This window comes from Streptomyces sp. NPDC059788, assembly GCF_042732265.1.
Classification (GTDB): domain Bacteria; phylum Actinomycetota; class Actinomycetes; order Streptomycetales; family Streptomycetaceae; genus Streptomyces.
In genome coordinates this window covers 263,948-278,895 of sequence record NZ_JBHWHY010000005.1, presented here as the reverse complement: position 1 = coordinate 278,895, position 14,948 = coordinate 263,948, and the positions used below count along the sequence as shown (strand labels likewise).

Annotated in this window: 13 protein-coding genes; 8 read left to right on the top strand and 5 right to left on the bottom strand. The window is 73.2% G+C overall.

The features are described from left to right. Window positions 1-45 precede the first annotated feature (45 nt). Window positions 46-2,586, bottom strand: coding sequence for a DEAD/DEAH box helicase (locus tag ACFV57_RS06920; RefSeq protein ID WP_385226487.1), 2,541 nt, complete (start codon window positions 2,584-2,586; stop codon window positions 46-48). 471 nt (window positions 2,587-3,057) lie between these two features. Here ACFV57_RS06920 and ACFV57_RS06915 point away from each other — a divergent pair, with 471 nt between their 5' ends. Beyond that, window positions 3,058-3,807: a ferritin-like fold-containing protein gene (locus tag ACFV57_RS06915; protein WP_385226485.1), complete on the top strand. Its 750-nt coding sequence runs from the start codon at window positions 3,058-3,060 to the stop codon at window positions 3,805-3,807. A gap of 47 nt (window positions 3,808-3,854) precedes the next feature. Here the strand turns inward: ACFV57_RS06915 and ACFV57_RS06910 are convergent, their stop codons facing one another. The 4 genes from ACFV57_RS06910 to ACFV57_RS06895 form a co-directional block, all read right to left on the bottom strand. After that, window positions 3,855-4,127 (bottom strand): hypothetical protein, encoded by a 273-nt coding sequence (locus ACFV57_RS06910; RefSeq protein ID WP_385226483.1) that lies wholly within the window; start codon window positions 4,125-4,127, stop codon window positions 3,855-3,857. Window positions 4,128-4,329: 202 nt separating this feature from the next. Further along, window positions 4,330-4,557 carry a DUF3107 domain-containing protein gene (locus tag ACFV57_RS06905; protein ID WP_385226481.1) on the bottom strand — a complete coding sequence of 76 codons (228 nt, stop codon included), beginning with the start codon at window positions 4,555-4,557 and terminating at the stop codon, window positions 4,330-4,332. Between the two features lie 247 nt (window positions 4,558-4,804). Continuing rightward, window positions 4,805-5,446, bottom strand: coding sequence for a TetR/AcrR family transcriptional regulator (locus ACFV57_RS06900; protein WP_385226479.1), 642 nt, complete (start codon window positions 5,444-5,446; stop codon window positions 4,805-4,807). Between the two features lie 148 nt (window positions 5,447-5,594). Then, window positions 5,595-5,813 carry a hypothetical protein gene (locus ACFV57_RS06895; RefSeq protein ID WP_385226477.1) on the bottom strand — a complete coding sequence of 73 codons (219 nt, stop codon included), beginning with the start codon at window positions 5,811-5,813 and terminating at the stop codon, window positions 5,595-5,597. Window positions 5,814-5,986: 173 nt separating this feature from the next. Here ACFV57_RS06895 and ACFV57_RS06890 point away from each other — a divergent pair, with 173 nt between their 5' ends. The 7 genes from ACFV57_RS06890 to ACFV57_RS06860 all read left to right on the top strand — a co-directional run bounded on the left by ACFV57_RS06890 (window position 5,987) and on the right by ACFV57_RS06860 (window position 14,868). Continuing rightward, the gene (locus ACFV57_RS06890; protein ID WP_385226475.1) at window positions 5,987-7,039 is read left to right on the top strand and encodes an alpha/beta fold hydrolase; all 1,053 of its coding nucleotides are present in this window, start codon (window positions 5,987-5,989) and stop codon (window positions 7,037-7,039) included. An 8-nt stretch (window positions 7,040-7,047) separates the two neighbouring features. Beyond that, the gene (locus tag ACFV57_RS06885; protein ID WP_385226473.1) at window positions 7,048-8,814 is read left to right on the top strand and encodes a DUF3152 domain-containing protein; all 1,767 of its coding nucleotides are present in this window, start codon (window positions 7,048-7,050) and stop codon (window positions 8,812-8,814) included. 261 nt (window positions 8,815-9,075) lie between these two features. Next, window positions 9,076-9,171, top strand: a complete 96-nt coding sequence (locus ACFV57_RS06880) for an Ms4533A family Cys-rich leader peptide (RefSeq protein ID WP_385226471.1) — start codon at window positions 9,076-9,078, stop codon at window positions 9,169-9,171. 210 nt (window positions 9,172-9,381) lie between these two features. After that, entirely contained in the window at window positions 9,382-11,118 is a 1,737-nt protein-coding gene (locus ACFV57_RS06875) for an ABC transporter substrate-binding protein (RefSeq protein ID WP_385226469.1), read from the top strand. Further along, window positions 11,115-12,128 carry an ABC transporter permease gene (locus ACFV57_RS06870; protein WP_385226467.1) on the top strand — a complete coding sequence of 338 codons (1,014 nt, stop codon included), beginning with the start codon at window positions 11,115-11,117 and terminating at the stop codon, window positions 12,126-12,128. Before ACFV57_RS06875 ends, ACFV57_RS06870 begins: the two co-directional genes overlap by 4 nt. Continuing rightward, window positions 12,125-13,114 carry an ABC transporter permease gene (locus ACFV57_RS06865; protein WP_385226465.1) on the top strand — a complete coding sequence of 330 codons (990 nt, stop codon included), beginning with the start codon at window positions 12,125-12,127 and terminating at the stop codon, window positions 13,112-13,114. Before ACFV57_RS06870 ends, ACFV57_RS06865 begins: the two co-directional genes overlap by 4 nt. Next, window positions 13,111-14,868, top strand: a complete 1,758-nt coding sequence (locus ACFV57_RS06860; protein ID WP_385226463.1) for a dipeptide ABC transporter ATP-binding protein — start codon at window positions 13,111-13,113, stop codon at window positions 14,866-14,868. The genes ACFV57_RS06865 and ACFV57_RS06860 overlap by 4 nt, the downstream gene beginning before the upstream one ends. Window positions 14,869-14,948 lie beyond the last annotated feature (80 nt).

Sequence of the window (14,948 nt, the reverse complement as noted above, 5' to 3'; positions counted from 1 at the left end):
CGGCCCCCCCCACACGCGGGAACCGGGCCGTCGGCGCGGTCGGGATCAGCCCTCGGCCGGCGCTTCCGCCACGGCCTTCTTGGCGGCGGTCTTGCGGGTGCGGCGCGGCTTGGCAGGCGCAGCCTCCTCCGCGACGGCGTCGGCGGCGGGAGCCGCGTCCGCCTTCTTGGCGGCGGTCTTCCGCGTACGGCGGGGCTTGGCCGCAGCCTCTTCCGCGACCGTCTCCGCGCCTTCCGCGGTGTCCACCGCGGCTTCCGCCTTCTTCGTGGCGGCCGTCTTGCGGGTGCGGCGCGGCTTGGCAGGCGCAGCCTCCTCCGCGACGGCGTCGGCGGCGGGAGCCGCGTCCGCCTTCTTGGCGGCCGTCTTGCGAGTGCGGCGGGGCTTGGTGGCAGCCTCTTCCGCGACAGGCTCGGCGGCCTCGGCCGTCTCGACAGCGGCCTCGGCCTTCGCGGCGGCAGTCTTGCGCGTACGGCGCGGCTTGGCAGGAGCAGCCTCCTCCGCGACCGTCTCCGCGCCTTCCGCGGTGTCCACCGCGGCTTCCGCCTTCTTCGTGGCGGCCGTCTTACGGGTGCGGCGCGGCTTGGCAGCCGCAGCCTCCTCCGCGACAGGCTCGGCGGCCTCCGCCGTCTCGACGACAGCTTCGGCCTTCTTGGCAGCGGTCTTCCGCGTACGACGCGGCTTGGCCGCAGCCTCTTCCGCGACGGGCTCGGTGGCCTCGGCCGTCTCGACGGCTGCCTCGGCCTTCGCGGCGGCCGCGGTCTTGCGCGTGCGGCGGGGCTTGGCAGAAGCAGCCTCCTCCACAACCGTCTCCGCACTCTCCGCCGCCTCCACAGCGGCCTCCGCCGCGGGCTTGGCGCTGCGCGTACGGCGGCGGGTCTTCGCGGGCGCCTCGGCCTCGACGGCCTCGGCGGCGACCGGTGCTTCCGCGGCGACCGGCGCCTCGGCGACGGCCTGTGCCGGGACCTTGACGGTCTCGGCGGGGCCCTCGGCCGTGTCGACCGCGGTCGCGGCGGCCGCCTCCGCCTTGGCGGCGGCGTTCGCGGAACCCCGCGTGCGGCGGCGGCGCGGCTTGGCCGGCGCCGCGGTGGCGTCGGCGGTCTGCGCGGCCTCGGACGCGACGTTCTCGGCGGCCGGCGCCGCCTCGTCACGGACCGGCGTCACGGCGGCCGACGCGCTGCCGGAGCCGCCGCGTGTGCGACGGCGGCGGCGCGGCTGGCGCGGTCCGTCGGTGGCGGCGCTGCCGCCCTCGGCCGTACCCGGCGCCTCGGGGGCGCCCGAAGCGTCCACGGGCGCGCCGTTCCGCGTGCGCCGGCGCTGGCGCGGCGTGCGGTTGCGGCGCGGGCGCTCCTCCTCGACGGCGGGGGCGCCCCGGCGCGGACCGCGGCCGCGGCCGCCGGTCTCGCCCAGGTCCTCGACCTCTTCCGCCGCCAGCCCGGCCCGCGTACGTGCCGCGCGCGGCAGTACGCCGGTCGTGCCCTCGGGGATCTCCAGCAGCTCGTAGAGGTGCGGGGAGGTGGAGTACGTCTCCTCCGGCTCGTCGAACGGCAGGTCCAGCGCCTTGTTGATCAGCTTCCAGCGCGGGATGTCGTCCCAGTCGACCAGCGTGACCGCGGTGCCCTTGGCGCCCGCGCGGCCGGTCCGGCCGATCCGGTGCAGATAGGTCTTCTCGTCCTCGGGGGACTGGTAGTTGATGACATGCGTCACACCCTCGACGTCGATGCCGCGGGCGGCGACGTCGGTGCAGACCAGCACGTCGACCTTGCCGTTGCGGAACGCGCGCAGCGCCTGCTCGCGCGCCCCCTGGCCGAGGTCGCCGTGCACCGCGCCGGAGGCGAAGCCGCGGCGCGCGAGCTGGTCGGCGATGTCGGCCGCGGTCCGCTTCGTACGGCAGAAGATCATCGCGAGGCCGCGGCCGTTCGCCTGGAGGATGCGGGTGACCATCTCCGGCTTGTCCATCGAGTGGGCACGGAAGACGTGCTGCTTGATGTTGGCGACGGTCTTGCCCTCGTCGTCCGGCGCGGCGGCGCGGATGTGCGTGGGCTGCGACATGTAGCGGCGGGCCAGGCCGATGACCGCGCCCGGCATGGTCGCGGAGAACAGCATGGTCTGGCGGCGCACCGGCAGCATGTTGATGATGCGCTCGACGTCCGGCAGGAAGCCGAGGTCCAGCATCTCGTCGGCCTCGTCCAGGACGAGCGCCTTGACGTGCGAGAGGTTCAGCTTCTTCTGGCCCGCCAGGTCCAGCAGGCGGCCCGGGGTGCCGACGACCACGTCGACACCCTTCTTCAGGGCCTCGACCTGCGGCTCGTACGCACGGCCGCCGTAGATCGACAGCACCCGCACGTTACGGACCTTGCCGGCGGTCAGGAGGTCGTTGGTGACCTGCTGGCACAGCTCACGGGTGGGGACCACCACGAGGGCCTGCGGGGCCTCCGTCAGCTGCTCGGGCTTGGCCCGGCCCGCCTCGACGTCCGCGGGGACGGTGACGCGCTCCAGCAGGGGGAGGCCGAAACCCAGGGTCTTGCCGGTGCCGGTCTTGGCCTGGCCGATGACGTCGGAGCCCGACAGGGCCACGGGGAGCGTCATCTCCTGGATGGGGAAGGGGGACGTGATGCCGACGGCCTCAAGGGCCTCGGCGGTCTCGGGGAGAATCCCGAGCTCTCGGAACGTAGACAGAATCTTGCCTCTTCTGTGAGACGCGGCACGAGGCGGCCAAGGGGGTCGTACCGCGCCCTCGCACGGTTTCGTACGGGCCGGCCTCGATCGGCCGGACGGCGCGGGACCACTGCCTTCGCTCAAGCACTCATACCGCGAGCGGTGTCCCTCCCACTGTGCGTACGTCTCGTACGCGCCGCGAAAGAGGGCGGTCGGGTTGGAGCCGATCGGGCCACCGACCGGGCATCCGCATGTGTGGAACAACCCACCGATACTCGGCGGGCGCATTACCACCATACCCCGGATAGCCACACGTGTGTCCGGGCAATCGTTCGGTCGGGTGGGACGGGAGTGGCTGACCAGCCACTTCCCCCGGTTGCACAGCGGGCTATTGTGCGCTTCATGGAGACGCCTGACAACGCAGCAGCGCAGACCGCCGACGACGCGCAAGAACACACCGGGATCGCCGCTCAGGACTGGGCGGCGGCCTCCGCGGAGCCGCAGTACCGGGCCGCGGTGATCGACCTGCTGGGCGCGCTCGCCTACGGGGAACTGTCCGCCTTCGAGCGGCTCGCGGAGGACGCGAAGCTGGCACCGACGATGGACGACAAGGCGGAGCTGGCCAAGATGGCGTCGGCCGAATTCCATCACTTCGAGCGGCTGCGGGACCGGCTCGCGCAGATCGAGGCCGAGCCGAACGAGGCGATGGAGCCGTTCGCGGCGGCGCTGGACGAGTTCCACCGGCAGACCGCGCCGTCCGACTGGCTGGAGGGCCTGGTCAAGGCGTACGTCGGTGACTCGATCGCCAGCGACTTCTACCGCGAGGTGGCGGCCCGGCTCGACTCCGACACCCGGGACCTGGTCCTCGGCGTCCTCGACGACACCGGGCACGCCACGTTCGCCGTCGAGAAGGTACGGGCCGCGATCGAGGCCGAACCGCGCGTAGGCGGGCGGCTCGCGCTGTGGGCGCGGCGGCTGATGGGCGAGGCGCTGTCCCAGGCGCAGCGGGTCGTGGCCGACCGGGACTCGCTGTCGACGATGCTGGTGGGCGGTGTGGCCGACGGGTTCGACCTCGCGGAGGTCGGGCGGATGTTCTCGCGGATCACCGAGGCGCACACGAAGCGGATGGCCGCGCTGGGGCTCGCCGCGTAGACGGCGCCCGCGACGGGGCCGGCCCCGCCGGTGCGGCGGGTCCGGCCCTACCGGGCCATCCCCCGCACCGGCACCAGCCTCCGGCTCGGCCGGACCAGCAGCGAGAGCATGGCCGCGCTCAGTCCGCCGGCGGCCAGCAGCGTCTGGACGAAGTGGTCCGGGCCCAGGATGGAGTGGGCCAGGAAGGCGCCGAGGAGAGCCGCGGCGGGGCCTGTCGTCAGGGTCAGGGGGCGCGAGGGGAACCGGCCGGGCAGCCGGTGTGCGGCGGCCAGTGCGATGGCGAGTCCGACGATCACGGAGCCGAGAGCTTCCAGGACCATGGCTTATCCCTCCCGCGGTTACGACCGGTTGGACGACACAAATCGGTCGTAGGCCGTCGTACCCAGCGGGAATGCGCGGCAACCCTCGTCGGCGGACCGAGTCCGCGGGGCGGCGGAACACACGGCGGCGGCCCGGAGACGATCTCTCCGGGCCGCCGCTCGTGACGGGTGCGCACGGGCCTCCTCAGGGGCCCGCGGCCGGCTACAGCGTGCCGAAACCGACCTTGCGAGCGGTCTGCTCGCCGATCTCCACATAGGCCAGCCGGTCCGCCGGGACCAGGACCTTGCGGCCGTGATCGTCCACGAGACTCAGCAGCTGCGACTTGCCGCCCAGTGCGTCCGCCACCGCTCGCTCGACGTCCTCGGCGGTCTGCCCGCTCTCCAGAACGATCTCGCGGGGCGCGTGCTGCACGCCGATCTTGACCTCCACGGCTTTGTCCCTCCGACGGTCTCGGTGCCCCGGGGCGCGGCCCGGGGCAGGTGCGCGGCAATCCGCGCCGTACGCAGCACACATTAGCCCGGTGAGCGGACGGACAGGACGCCGCGGAGCACGCCCGCAGCGAACAGGGAAGGGACGCGAGTGCGGTACGGGTCCGGTGGGCCGCCCCGCCGGACCCGCGGCGCGCACCCGCCGCGGCCCCGCGGACCGGCCGGCCGTCAGCGGCCGGCGGCCCGGCTCACTGGCCCTCGGCGCCGTGCAGCGGGAAGCCCGCGATGCCCTTCCAGGCGAGCGAGGTGAGCAGCTGTACGGCGGTCGCGCGCGGCACGGTGCTCTCGGAGGAGAGCCAGTAGCGCGCCACGACCTGCGAGACGCCGCCCAGCCCGACGGCCAGCAGCATCGACTCGTCCTTGGACAGGCCGGTGTCCTCGGCGATGACCTCACTGATCGCCTCGGCGCACTCCAGGGAGACCTTGTCGACCCGCTCGCGCACGGCGGGCTCGTTGGTCAGGTCGGACTCGAAGACGAGGCGGAAGGCGCCGCCCGGGTCCTCGACGTACGCGAAGTAGGCGTCCATCGTCGCGGCGACGCGCTGCTTGTTGTCGGTCGTCGAGGCCAGCGCGGTGCGCACCGACTGCAGCAGTGCCTCGCAGTGCTGGTCCAGCAGGGCCAGGTAGAGGTCCAGCTTGCCCGGGAAGTGCTGGTAGAGCACGGGCTTGCTGACGCCGGCGCGCTCGGCGATGTCGTCCATCGCGGCCGCGTGGTAACCCTGCGCGACAAAGACCTCCTGGGCCGCGCCCAGGAGCTGGTTGCGCCGGGCTCGGCGTGGCAGGCGTGTGCCCCGCGGGCGTGCCGCCTCGGTCTGCTCGATGGCGCTCACGCTGCCTCCCAGGTGTCGTTCCGTCCGCGGCGCACACACAGCGGTGCGCCGCGGACGCCATCGTACTTTTGGGTAACCCGGGTGCGCGTGGTCACGGGCGAGAAAATCTGTGGCCGAACGCTGTGGGAAGCCGACATATGGCCCCAGGTCATCGGTAATCGTCTTCGTCGAGATCCACGACGCGGGCCTGCTCGGCGACGTCCGCCACGTTCGCGGCGTCCGGGTCGATGCCGGTCAGCGGCTCGTCGTGGTGTGCGGCGACGTCCGCGTGCTGCTCGGCGGCGTCGGCTTCCGGTGCTTCGACATCGAACTCCGAGGCGTCGGTCTCGTCCTCGAAGGTGTCCGGGTCGGTCGGGTCGACGGGCATGGTGGCTCCCTTTCTCTCACGTACTTCGGAGGCCAGGGCGAGCGTCCGCACGCGAGCGCTCATCACACGGGTGCCCTTCCTGTCCGAGCCTAAGAGAGCGGGTTGCGAAACGCGATGCGGTGTGTGAGCGCGAACACACGATCGGCGGCGTGATCGTCTCGTAACATCGACGCATGTCTTCGACGGAGTCGACCGGATCGCCGGACGCCCGGGCCGTACTCCCGGTGCCCCCGGCGGGCCGTCCCTCACGTGTCGGTGCGGGGGAGACGGTGCGTTCCGTGGGCCTGCCGGGCCTGACGCTGAGCGTGCGGGGGGTGCCGGGCGAGCGGCCCGGCCTGCCGCCCGCGCTCTACGTCCACGGCCTCGGCGGCTCCTCTCAGAACTGGTCCGCGATGATGCCGCTGCTCGCCGACCGGGTCGACGGCGAGGCGCTGGACCTCCCCGGGTTCGGCGACGCGCCGCCGCCGGACGACGGCGACTACTCGGTGTCGGCGCAGGCGCGGGCGGTCATCCGCTATCTGGACGCGAGCGCCCGCGGCCCCGTGCACCTGTTCGGGAACTCGATGGGCGGCGCCGCGGCGACGCGGGTGGCGGCGGTGCGCCCGGACCTCGTACGGACCCTGACGCTGATCTCGCCCGCGCTGCCCGAGCTGCCGCCGCAGCTGTCCGCGGTGCCGACCGGGCTGCTCGCCGTGCCGGGTGTGACCCGGCTGTTCAGCAGGCTGACGCGGGACTGGTCGCCGGAGCGGCGCACCCGTGAGGTGCTGGCCCTGTGTTACGGCGATCCCGCCCTGGTGTCCCCGGACGGCTTCACCGCCGCCGTCGAGGAGTACACCCGGCGCCTCGAACTCCCTTACTTCTGGGAGGTGATGACGCGCTCCGCACGGGGCATCGTCAATGCGTACACCCTCGGCGGGCAGCACAATCTGTGGCGCCAGGCGCAGCGGGTGCTGGCGCCCACGCTTCTCGTCTACGGTGGGCGCGATCGCCTGGTCTCCTTCCGGATGGCACGCCGGGCGGCCGCCGCTTTCCGCGGCTCCCGGCTGCTGACGCTGCCGGAGACGGGGCACGTGGCGATGATGGAGTGCCCGGAAACGGTGGCGCGGGCCTTCCGCGAGCTGTTGGACGACGAAGCGGCCGCGCGTGGTGCGGTCGGGGTGGGCGCGATCGCCGGCGCGGGACAGGCCGCAGCCGGGAGCACGCCTTCCGACGTGGGTAGGAGCTGACAGGCCGAGTGGGACGTCACAGCCGCCGGGGCCCGGCCGCAACCGCCGGTGACACCTCCGGGATAGCTGAGGTGGGCGAGGCGGACGGGTCCGGCGCGGCAGCCGGCGCCGTACCCGCCCCCGGGCCGGGCACGGGCCGCCGGAGACGGGGGGCGCAGGCCGGTTCGGAAGGCGGCGGGGAGGCCGCCGAGGCGGGCGGCGCCGGGAGCGCGCCGCATGACGCGACCCGGTTCGGCGAGTTCCGTCAGACGCCCCGGCAGCGCACGCCCGAGCACGAGCCCGCGCAGGGCGCACTTCGGTACGGGACCGGGGCTCGCGTGCCCGGCCACGAGCCCGCGGCCGGTGCACCGTGGCCGCCGCCCGCGCAACGCACGCCCCGGAACGCGCCCGCGCAGGAAGCCCCCGGCAGCACGCCCGCGCAGGGCACACCGCGCGTACCGCGTCCACGCGACGGCCGCCCGGCCGCCGGGCACCCCGCCGCCGGACCGGTCACCGGGCGTCCCGCAACCGAACCGGCCGCCGGGCACCCCGCCGGCGCCCCGCAGTCGCCGCCGGCCACCCCGGCGCACGGATTCACCCCCTTCGGGGACGGCAGCGAGGGCGCGGCGAGGCCCGCCCCCGGTGCCGGGAGCGGTCCCGCTCTCGGCCCGACCTCGACGGGTACGGGTACGGCCGGATCGCCGTTCGTTCCGCAGGGCCGGGCCCCGACGCCGCGTCAGGAGTACGTCGACGCCTTCGAGACGGCGCCGGGCGGACCCCGCCCCGCCGGTCCGGCGAACACGGACGACGACGTGTTCGCGGCCGGAGCCCCGGAGTCCGGACCCGGACGTTCCACCGGCCGGTCGGTGGTCTTCCCGCGGGAGGGCGACGGCGCGGCCGACGAGCCGGACGGCGACCTGGACGCTGCCGGCCCGGGCGCCCAGGAACCCCGGACCGGTTCCGGTTCCCGGCCCGGCGCGGGACCCGGCCCGGGCCGGAAGACCGCCAAGAGCCGTACCTTCACCGGCGTGGCCGCGGCGGCCGTGACGACCGTGCTCGCGGTCGTGGTGGCCGGACAGGTCACCGAGCAGCAGCAGGAAGACAGCAAGGCGCAGGCGATGGGGGAGAAGGACCGGGCCGCCGAGGCGGCTTCGCGCTCCAACACGCGGCCCACGCAGCAGGCGGCCCCCGCCTCGTACGACCAGAAGATGGCCAAGGTCTTCCCGCTGGACGAGAAGCTGGCGGCCTCGGGGCAGTTCAAGCCGACCGGCGGGGACGCGAAGGCGCCCGGCCACGGCCGCGTGCTGCGTTACCGGGTCGACGTCGAGGACGGTATGGGCCTCGACGGCCAGTTGTTCGCCGACGCGGTGCACAAGACCCTCAACGACGAGCGGAGCTGGGCGCACGGCGGGCGGCGCACCTTCCAGCGGGTGGGTTCCGGCGACGCCGACTTCGTCATCACGCTGGCCAGCCCCGGCACCACCGGCAAGTGGTGCGCCAAGTCCGGGCTCGACACGACCGAGGACAACGTGTCGTGCGACTCCGCGGCGACCGAACGCGTCATGATCAACGCGTACCGGTGGGCGCAGGGCGCCAAGACCTACGGGCCGGACAAGATGCACGCGTACCGGCAGATGCTCATCAACCACGAGGTCGGCCACCGGCTCGGGCGCAACCACGAGAGCTGCGGGCGCCAAGGCGCCCTGGCGCCGGTGATGATGCAGCAGACCAAGTTCCTGACGACCGACGGCGCGACCTGCCGGCCCAACGCCTGGCCGTTCCCCGACGGGCACTGAAGCCGTTCCTGGACGGGCACTGAACCGGGCGGGTACGGGTCCGGGCGGTACGGGCCCGGGCGGGCACCGCACCGGGCGGGCACGGAACCTGACGGGGACTGAGCCGGGCGGGACCGGTGGCCCGGGGCGCCGGACCGAGGTGGTCACCGGACCGCGGTGGCCACCGGACCGCCGCCCCCGGCATACCGGAATTTGGGACGTTCTGTCTCTCATTCCGGGACACCTTTGCCAGCGGGCGAACATTCGTACAGTCTGTGGCCCATGCCGCGCCCTGCACACACCTTCGAACACGCCGCCTTCGAGCTGGCGCTGATCGGTGTGTCCGCGCAGTCCGTGGCCGACATCCACTGTCGCTGAGGCCCGCCCCCGGCCGCGCGGAAGCGCGCCGCGACGGCCCGCGCATCTCGGGGCCGTATCCACGCGGCGACGCGAGAACCCCGGGCCGGGGCATCCCCCGCGTCTCCACGTATCTCACCCGAACGTGTCCGCAGGGGCGGTCCCGCGCCTCACCGCGCTCCTGCTGCCGCCTTCCGTGGGTACGTCCCGCTGCGAAAGGCACCCACCCCCATGGCCGAGCCGTCCCCCGACCGCCAGCTGCCCACCGCCCGACGCGTGGCCACCGCCGCGGTGACCGTCGCGCTGGCCGTCGGGGCCACCGCCTGCGGCCCCAAGGACACCGCGGCGGGTGACGGCGCGGGCGCCGCGCCCGCCAAGGGCGGCACCCTCACCGTCCTGAACTCCCAGCCGCAGACCAACTTCGACCCGGCCCGCCTCTACACCTCCGGCGGCGGCAAGGTACCGACCCTGGTCTTCCGTACGCTGACCACCCGCAACCGGGAGAACGGCGCGGCCGGCGCCAAGGCCGTACCGGACCTCGCCACCGACACCGGCCGGCCCAGCGAGAACGCCACCGTGTGGACGTACACGCTCAAGGACGGGCTGAAGTTCGAGGACGGCTCGCCGATCACCAGCGCCGACGTCAAATACGGCGTCGAGCGCTCCTTCGCCGCCGAACTGTCCGGCGGCGCGCCCTATTTGCGGGACTGGCTGGTCGGCGGCGAAAGCTACCAGGGCCCGTACAAGGACAAGAGCAAGGAGGGGCTCAAGTCGATCGAGACCCCGGACGCGAAGACCATCGTCTTCCACCTGAAGAAGCCCGAGGGCGAATTCCCGCTGCTCGCCACCCAGACGCAGTTCGCGCCGGTGCCCAGGGCGAAGGACACCGGCACGAAATACGAGGAACACCCGTTCTCCTCGGGCCCGTACAAGGTCGTCAAGAACACCGGTGACGGCGAACACCTCGTCCTGCGGCGCAATCCGCACTGGTCCGAGAAGACCGATTCCCAACGGCACGCCTATCCCGACACGATCGATGTGAAGTCGGGCCTGGATTCCGCGGTCGTCAACCAGCGGCTGTCCACCGGCGCCGGCCCGGACGCCGCCGCGGTGACCACCGACACCAACCTCGGCCCGGCCGAACTCGCGCAGATCAGCGGCGACGCGGACCTCGGCAAGCGGGTCGGCACCGGCCACTTCGGCTACACCAACTACCTCGCCTTCAACCCGAAGGTGAAGCCCTTCGACAATCCGAAGGTACGCCAGGCCGTCGCCTATGCCGTCAACCGGCAGAGCGTGGTGAACGCGGCGGGCGGATCGGCCCTCGCCGAACCGGCCACCACCTTCCTCCCGAACGGAAAGTCCTTCGGCCACACCCCGTACGACCCGTTCCCGGCGGGCCGCACCGGAAATCCGGCGAAGGCGAAGGAACTGCTCAAGGAAGCCGGGTACGAGAACGGGCTGAGCATCACCCTCACCCATTCCACCGCCAAGAACTTCGAGACCAGCCCGGACATCGCCACCGCCGTCCAGGAAGCCCTGAAGAAGGCCGGGATAACCGTCAAGCTCCAGGGCCTGGAGGACAACGACTACAAGGAGAAGGTGCACAGCGTCGACGACGAGCCGGGCCTGTTCATCAGCGGCTGGGGAGCGGACTGGCCGTCCGGCGGCCCCTTCCTCGCGCCGATCTTCGACGGCCGCCAGATCGTCCGCGACGCCTTCAACTTCAACCACGCGCAGCTCGACGACCCGGCGGTCAACCACGAGATCGACGAGATCAACAAGCTGACCGACCTGAAGGCGGCAGCCGTCCGGTGGGGCGCGCTGGACAAGAAGATCGGTGACCAGGCCCTGTCCGTACCGCTCTTCCACCCCGTCTACAAGCGCCTGTACGGCAAGGACATCAAGAACGTCGTCATCAGTGACTGGGACGGCGTGCTGGACATCTCCCAGGTCGCGGTCAAGTGACACCGGTGACCGACACGACCCCACGACAGCGGGGATCGGCGTGGCGGCGGCTGCGGCAGCGTCCCGCCGCCGTGGCCTCCGCCGCCGTCCTGCTCGCCCTCGTCCTGCTCGCCCTCGGCGCCCCGCTGCTGGCGGCGCTGGAGGGCCAGGACCCCACCACCTACCACGACGACCTGATCGACTCGGCGCGCGGCGGCGTACCGCTCGGGCCGTACGGCGGAATCAGCGCCGACCACTGGCTGGGCGTCGAGCCCGGCACCGGCCGCGACATGTTCGCCAGGCTCCTGTACGGGGCCCGGGTCTCCCTGCTCATCGCGCTCGGCGCCACCGCCGTTCAGGTCCTGATCGGCCTGGTGGTCGGCCTCGCGGCCGGGCTGGGCAACCGGGTCATGGACCAGGTGCTCTCCCGGTTCACCGAGGTGCTGACCGCGCTGCCCATGCTCGTCATCGCGATCTCGCTCACCGCGATCGTGCCCGCCGACTTCTCGCGCCCGCTGCTGCTGGTGCTGGTCATCGGGCTGCTGAACTGGTTCGGCACCTCGCGGATCGTGCGCGCCCGCACGCTCGCCCTGAAGAAGCTGGACCACGTGGCGGCGGCCCGGCTCGGCGGCTCGGGACCGCTGCGCGTGGCACGGCGCGAGCTGCTGCCCGCGCTCGCCGCACCGGTGATCACCTACGCGGCGGTCCTGGTGCCCGGCAACATCGTCGTCGAGGCGTCGCTGTCCTTCCTCGGCATCGGCGTCAAACCGCCCACCGCGTCCTGGGGACAGATGCTGTCGACCGCGACGACCTGGTTCCGGGCCGACCCGACGTACGTCCTGCTCCCGGCGGGCTGCCTGCTGGTGACCGTGCTGGCGTTCACGGTGCTCGGCGACGCGGTCCGTACGGCGCTCGATCCGCGCGAACGGTCCCGGCTGCGGGTCGGTACCCGCGCGGGCCGCACCGGGCGGTCCGCGGACGGCGCCCCGAAGTCCGCTGACGCCTCCCGCGAGAAGGAGGCGCTCGTATGACCGCCTACGCACTGCGCCGCCTCGGCGGGGCGCTCCTGGTCCTCTTCCTGCTGACCGTCGCCGTCTACGCGCTCTTCTACGTCGCCCCCGGCGACCCTGCCAAGCTGGCCTGCGGCCCGCGCTGCAACCCCGGACAGATCCAGCAGGTACGCGAACGGCTGGAGCTGGACGCACCCGTCCTGACCCAGTACCTGCACTTCCTCCAGGGCCTGGTGGCCGGCCGGGACTTCTCGTCCGGCACCGCCGTACTGCACTGCGACGCGCCCTGCCTCGGCCTCTCCTACCAGAACAGCACCCCCGTCACCGAGCTGCTCGGCGACCGGCTGCCGGTCACCGCGTCCCTCGCGCTCGGCTCGATGGTGCTCTGGCTGCTGCTCGGCGTCGGCACCGGCCTGCTGTCCGCGCTGCGCCGCGGCGGCACGACGGAACGCGTCCTGACCGGGCTGACCCTCGCCGGGACCGCCACCCCGGTCTTCATCACCGGGCTCCTGCTGCTGATGATCTTCTGCGCGTACCTGCAATGGCTGCCGTTCCCCTCCTACGTCCCGCTGACCGAGGATCCGGAGCAGTGGGCCTGGAACCTGCTGCTGCCCTGGACGGCGCTGGCGCTGCTGGAATCCGCCAAGTACGCCCGGCTGACCCGTGCCGCGACGCTGGAGACGCTGGCCGAGGACCATATCCGCACCTTCCGCGCGTACGGCGTGCGGGAACGTTCCGTCGTCACCCGGCACGCGCTGCGCGGCGCCCTGCCGCCCGTCATCGCGCTCACCGCGCTCGACCTGGGGACCATGTTCGGCGGCGCGGTCCTCACCGAGACGCTCTTCGGACTGCCGGGCGTCGGACAGCTCCTGGTCCACTCGGTGCGCGTCGTCGACCTGCCTGTGGTCGTCGGCGTGGTGCTGGCCACCGGCGTGGCCGTCGTCGTCGCCAACGTGGCGGCCGACATCCTCTACGCACTCGCCGACCGAAGGGTGGCCCTGACATGACCTCCGAGCACGCAGCCGCTGCGGCGCCGGATCTCCTGGTGGAGGTACGGGATCTGACGGTCACCTTTCCCGGCGGGGACGGGGACGGGGGAGGCGAAACCGGCGCAGGGGGTGGCGGTGCTGGTGGCGGGGGCGCTGCTGGTGCCGATGCCGAGGTCGGCGCCGTCCGGGCCGTGGACGGTCTCTCCTTCTCGCTCGCCCCCGGCCGGGCCCTGGGCATCGTGGGGGAGTCCGGTTCCGGCAAGTCCACCGTCGCGGCGGCCCTGCTGGACCTGCACCGGGGGACCGGCGCGCGGGTGGGCGGCACGGTCCGGGTCGCCGGTACGGACGTACGGGCCGCGGACGAGCGCGAACTGCGTCGACTGCGCGGCGGTTCGGCCGCGATGGTGTTCCAGGACCCGCTGTCCTCGCTCGACCCGTACTACGCGATCGGCGACCAGATCGCCGAGGTGTACCGGGTGCACCGGCCGGACGTCTCGCGGCGCGCGGCGCGCGCTCGCGCCGTCGAGGTGCTGGAGCGCGTGGGCATCGCGGACGCCGCCCGGCGCGCCCGCGCGCGGCCCCACGAGTTCAGCGGGGGCATGCGCCAGCGCGCGTTGCTCGCCATGGCGCTCGCCTGCGAACCGCGCCTGCTGATCGCCGACGAGCCCACCACCGCGCTGGACGTGACCGTCCAGGCGCAGATCCTCGACCTGCTGCACGAACTGCGGGCGGAGACCGGCATGGGGCTCCTCCTGGTCACCCACGACCTGGGCGTGGTCGCGGGGAGCGTGGATGAGGTGCTCGTGATGCGCGGGGGCCGGGCGGTGGAGCACGGCACGGTCGGCGAGGTGCTGCTCGCGCCGCGCGCGCCGTACACGAAGGAGCTGCTGGCCGCGGTGCCGCGGGTGGACGCGGAGCCGGACCAGCGGGCCCGGCGCCGGGTGCGTACCGAGGGCAGCGAGGACGGTGTACTGCTCGAAGCCGTCGGCCTGCGCCGGGAGTTCGGCGGCCGGAGAAACCGTACGACCGCGGTCGACGAGGTCTCGCTGACCGTCCGGGAAGGCGAAACCGTGGGCCTCGTAGGGGAGTCGGGCAGCGGCAAGACGACGCTCGGGCGGATGCTCGTGCGCCTGCTGGACCCGACCGCCGGGACGCTGCGCTACCGGGGCCGCGACATCGGCACGCTCGGCGACCGCGGACTGCGCCCCTTCCGCGGCGAACTGCAGATGGTCTTCCAGGACCCGGTGTCCTCCCTCAACCCCCGCCGCAGCATCGGCGAATCGGTCGCCGACCCGCTGCGCGCGGCCGGTGACCGGGACGACGCGCGTGTCGTGCGCCGGGCGCGCGAACTGCTGGAGCGGGTCGGCCTGGACCCGGAGTGGTACCACCGCTACCCGCACGAGTTCAGCGGCGGACAGCGCCAGCGGGTCGGCATCGCGCGTGCCCTCGCCCCCGGCCCCAGGCTGCTGGTCTGCGACGAGCCGGTCTCGGCGCTCGACGTCACCACACAGGCGCAGGTCATGGAGCTCCTCGGCGAACTGCGCAGGGAGCTGGGCCTCGCGCTGGTCTTCATCGCGCACGACCTGGCGGTGGTACGGGCGGTCAGCGACCGGGTCGCGGTGATGCGCGACGGGCGGATCGTGGAGGAGGGCGCCACGGACGAGGTGTACGAGCGGCCCCGGCACGCGTACACGAAGGGCCTGCTGGCGGCGGTGCCCGTGCTCGACCCCGAGGCGTCGGCCGGGCGCCGGGCGCTGCGTGCTGTGGCGTGACTGCCACATAGCGCGCCAGAACGCCCACTGGGGTGGAAAGTTACGTCTCTTCACCCCTTCCGGTGGCGCGACGGACAACC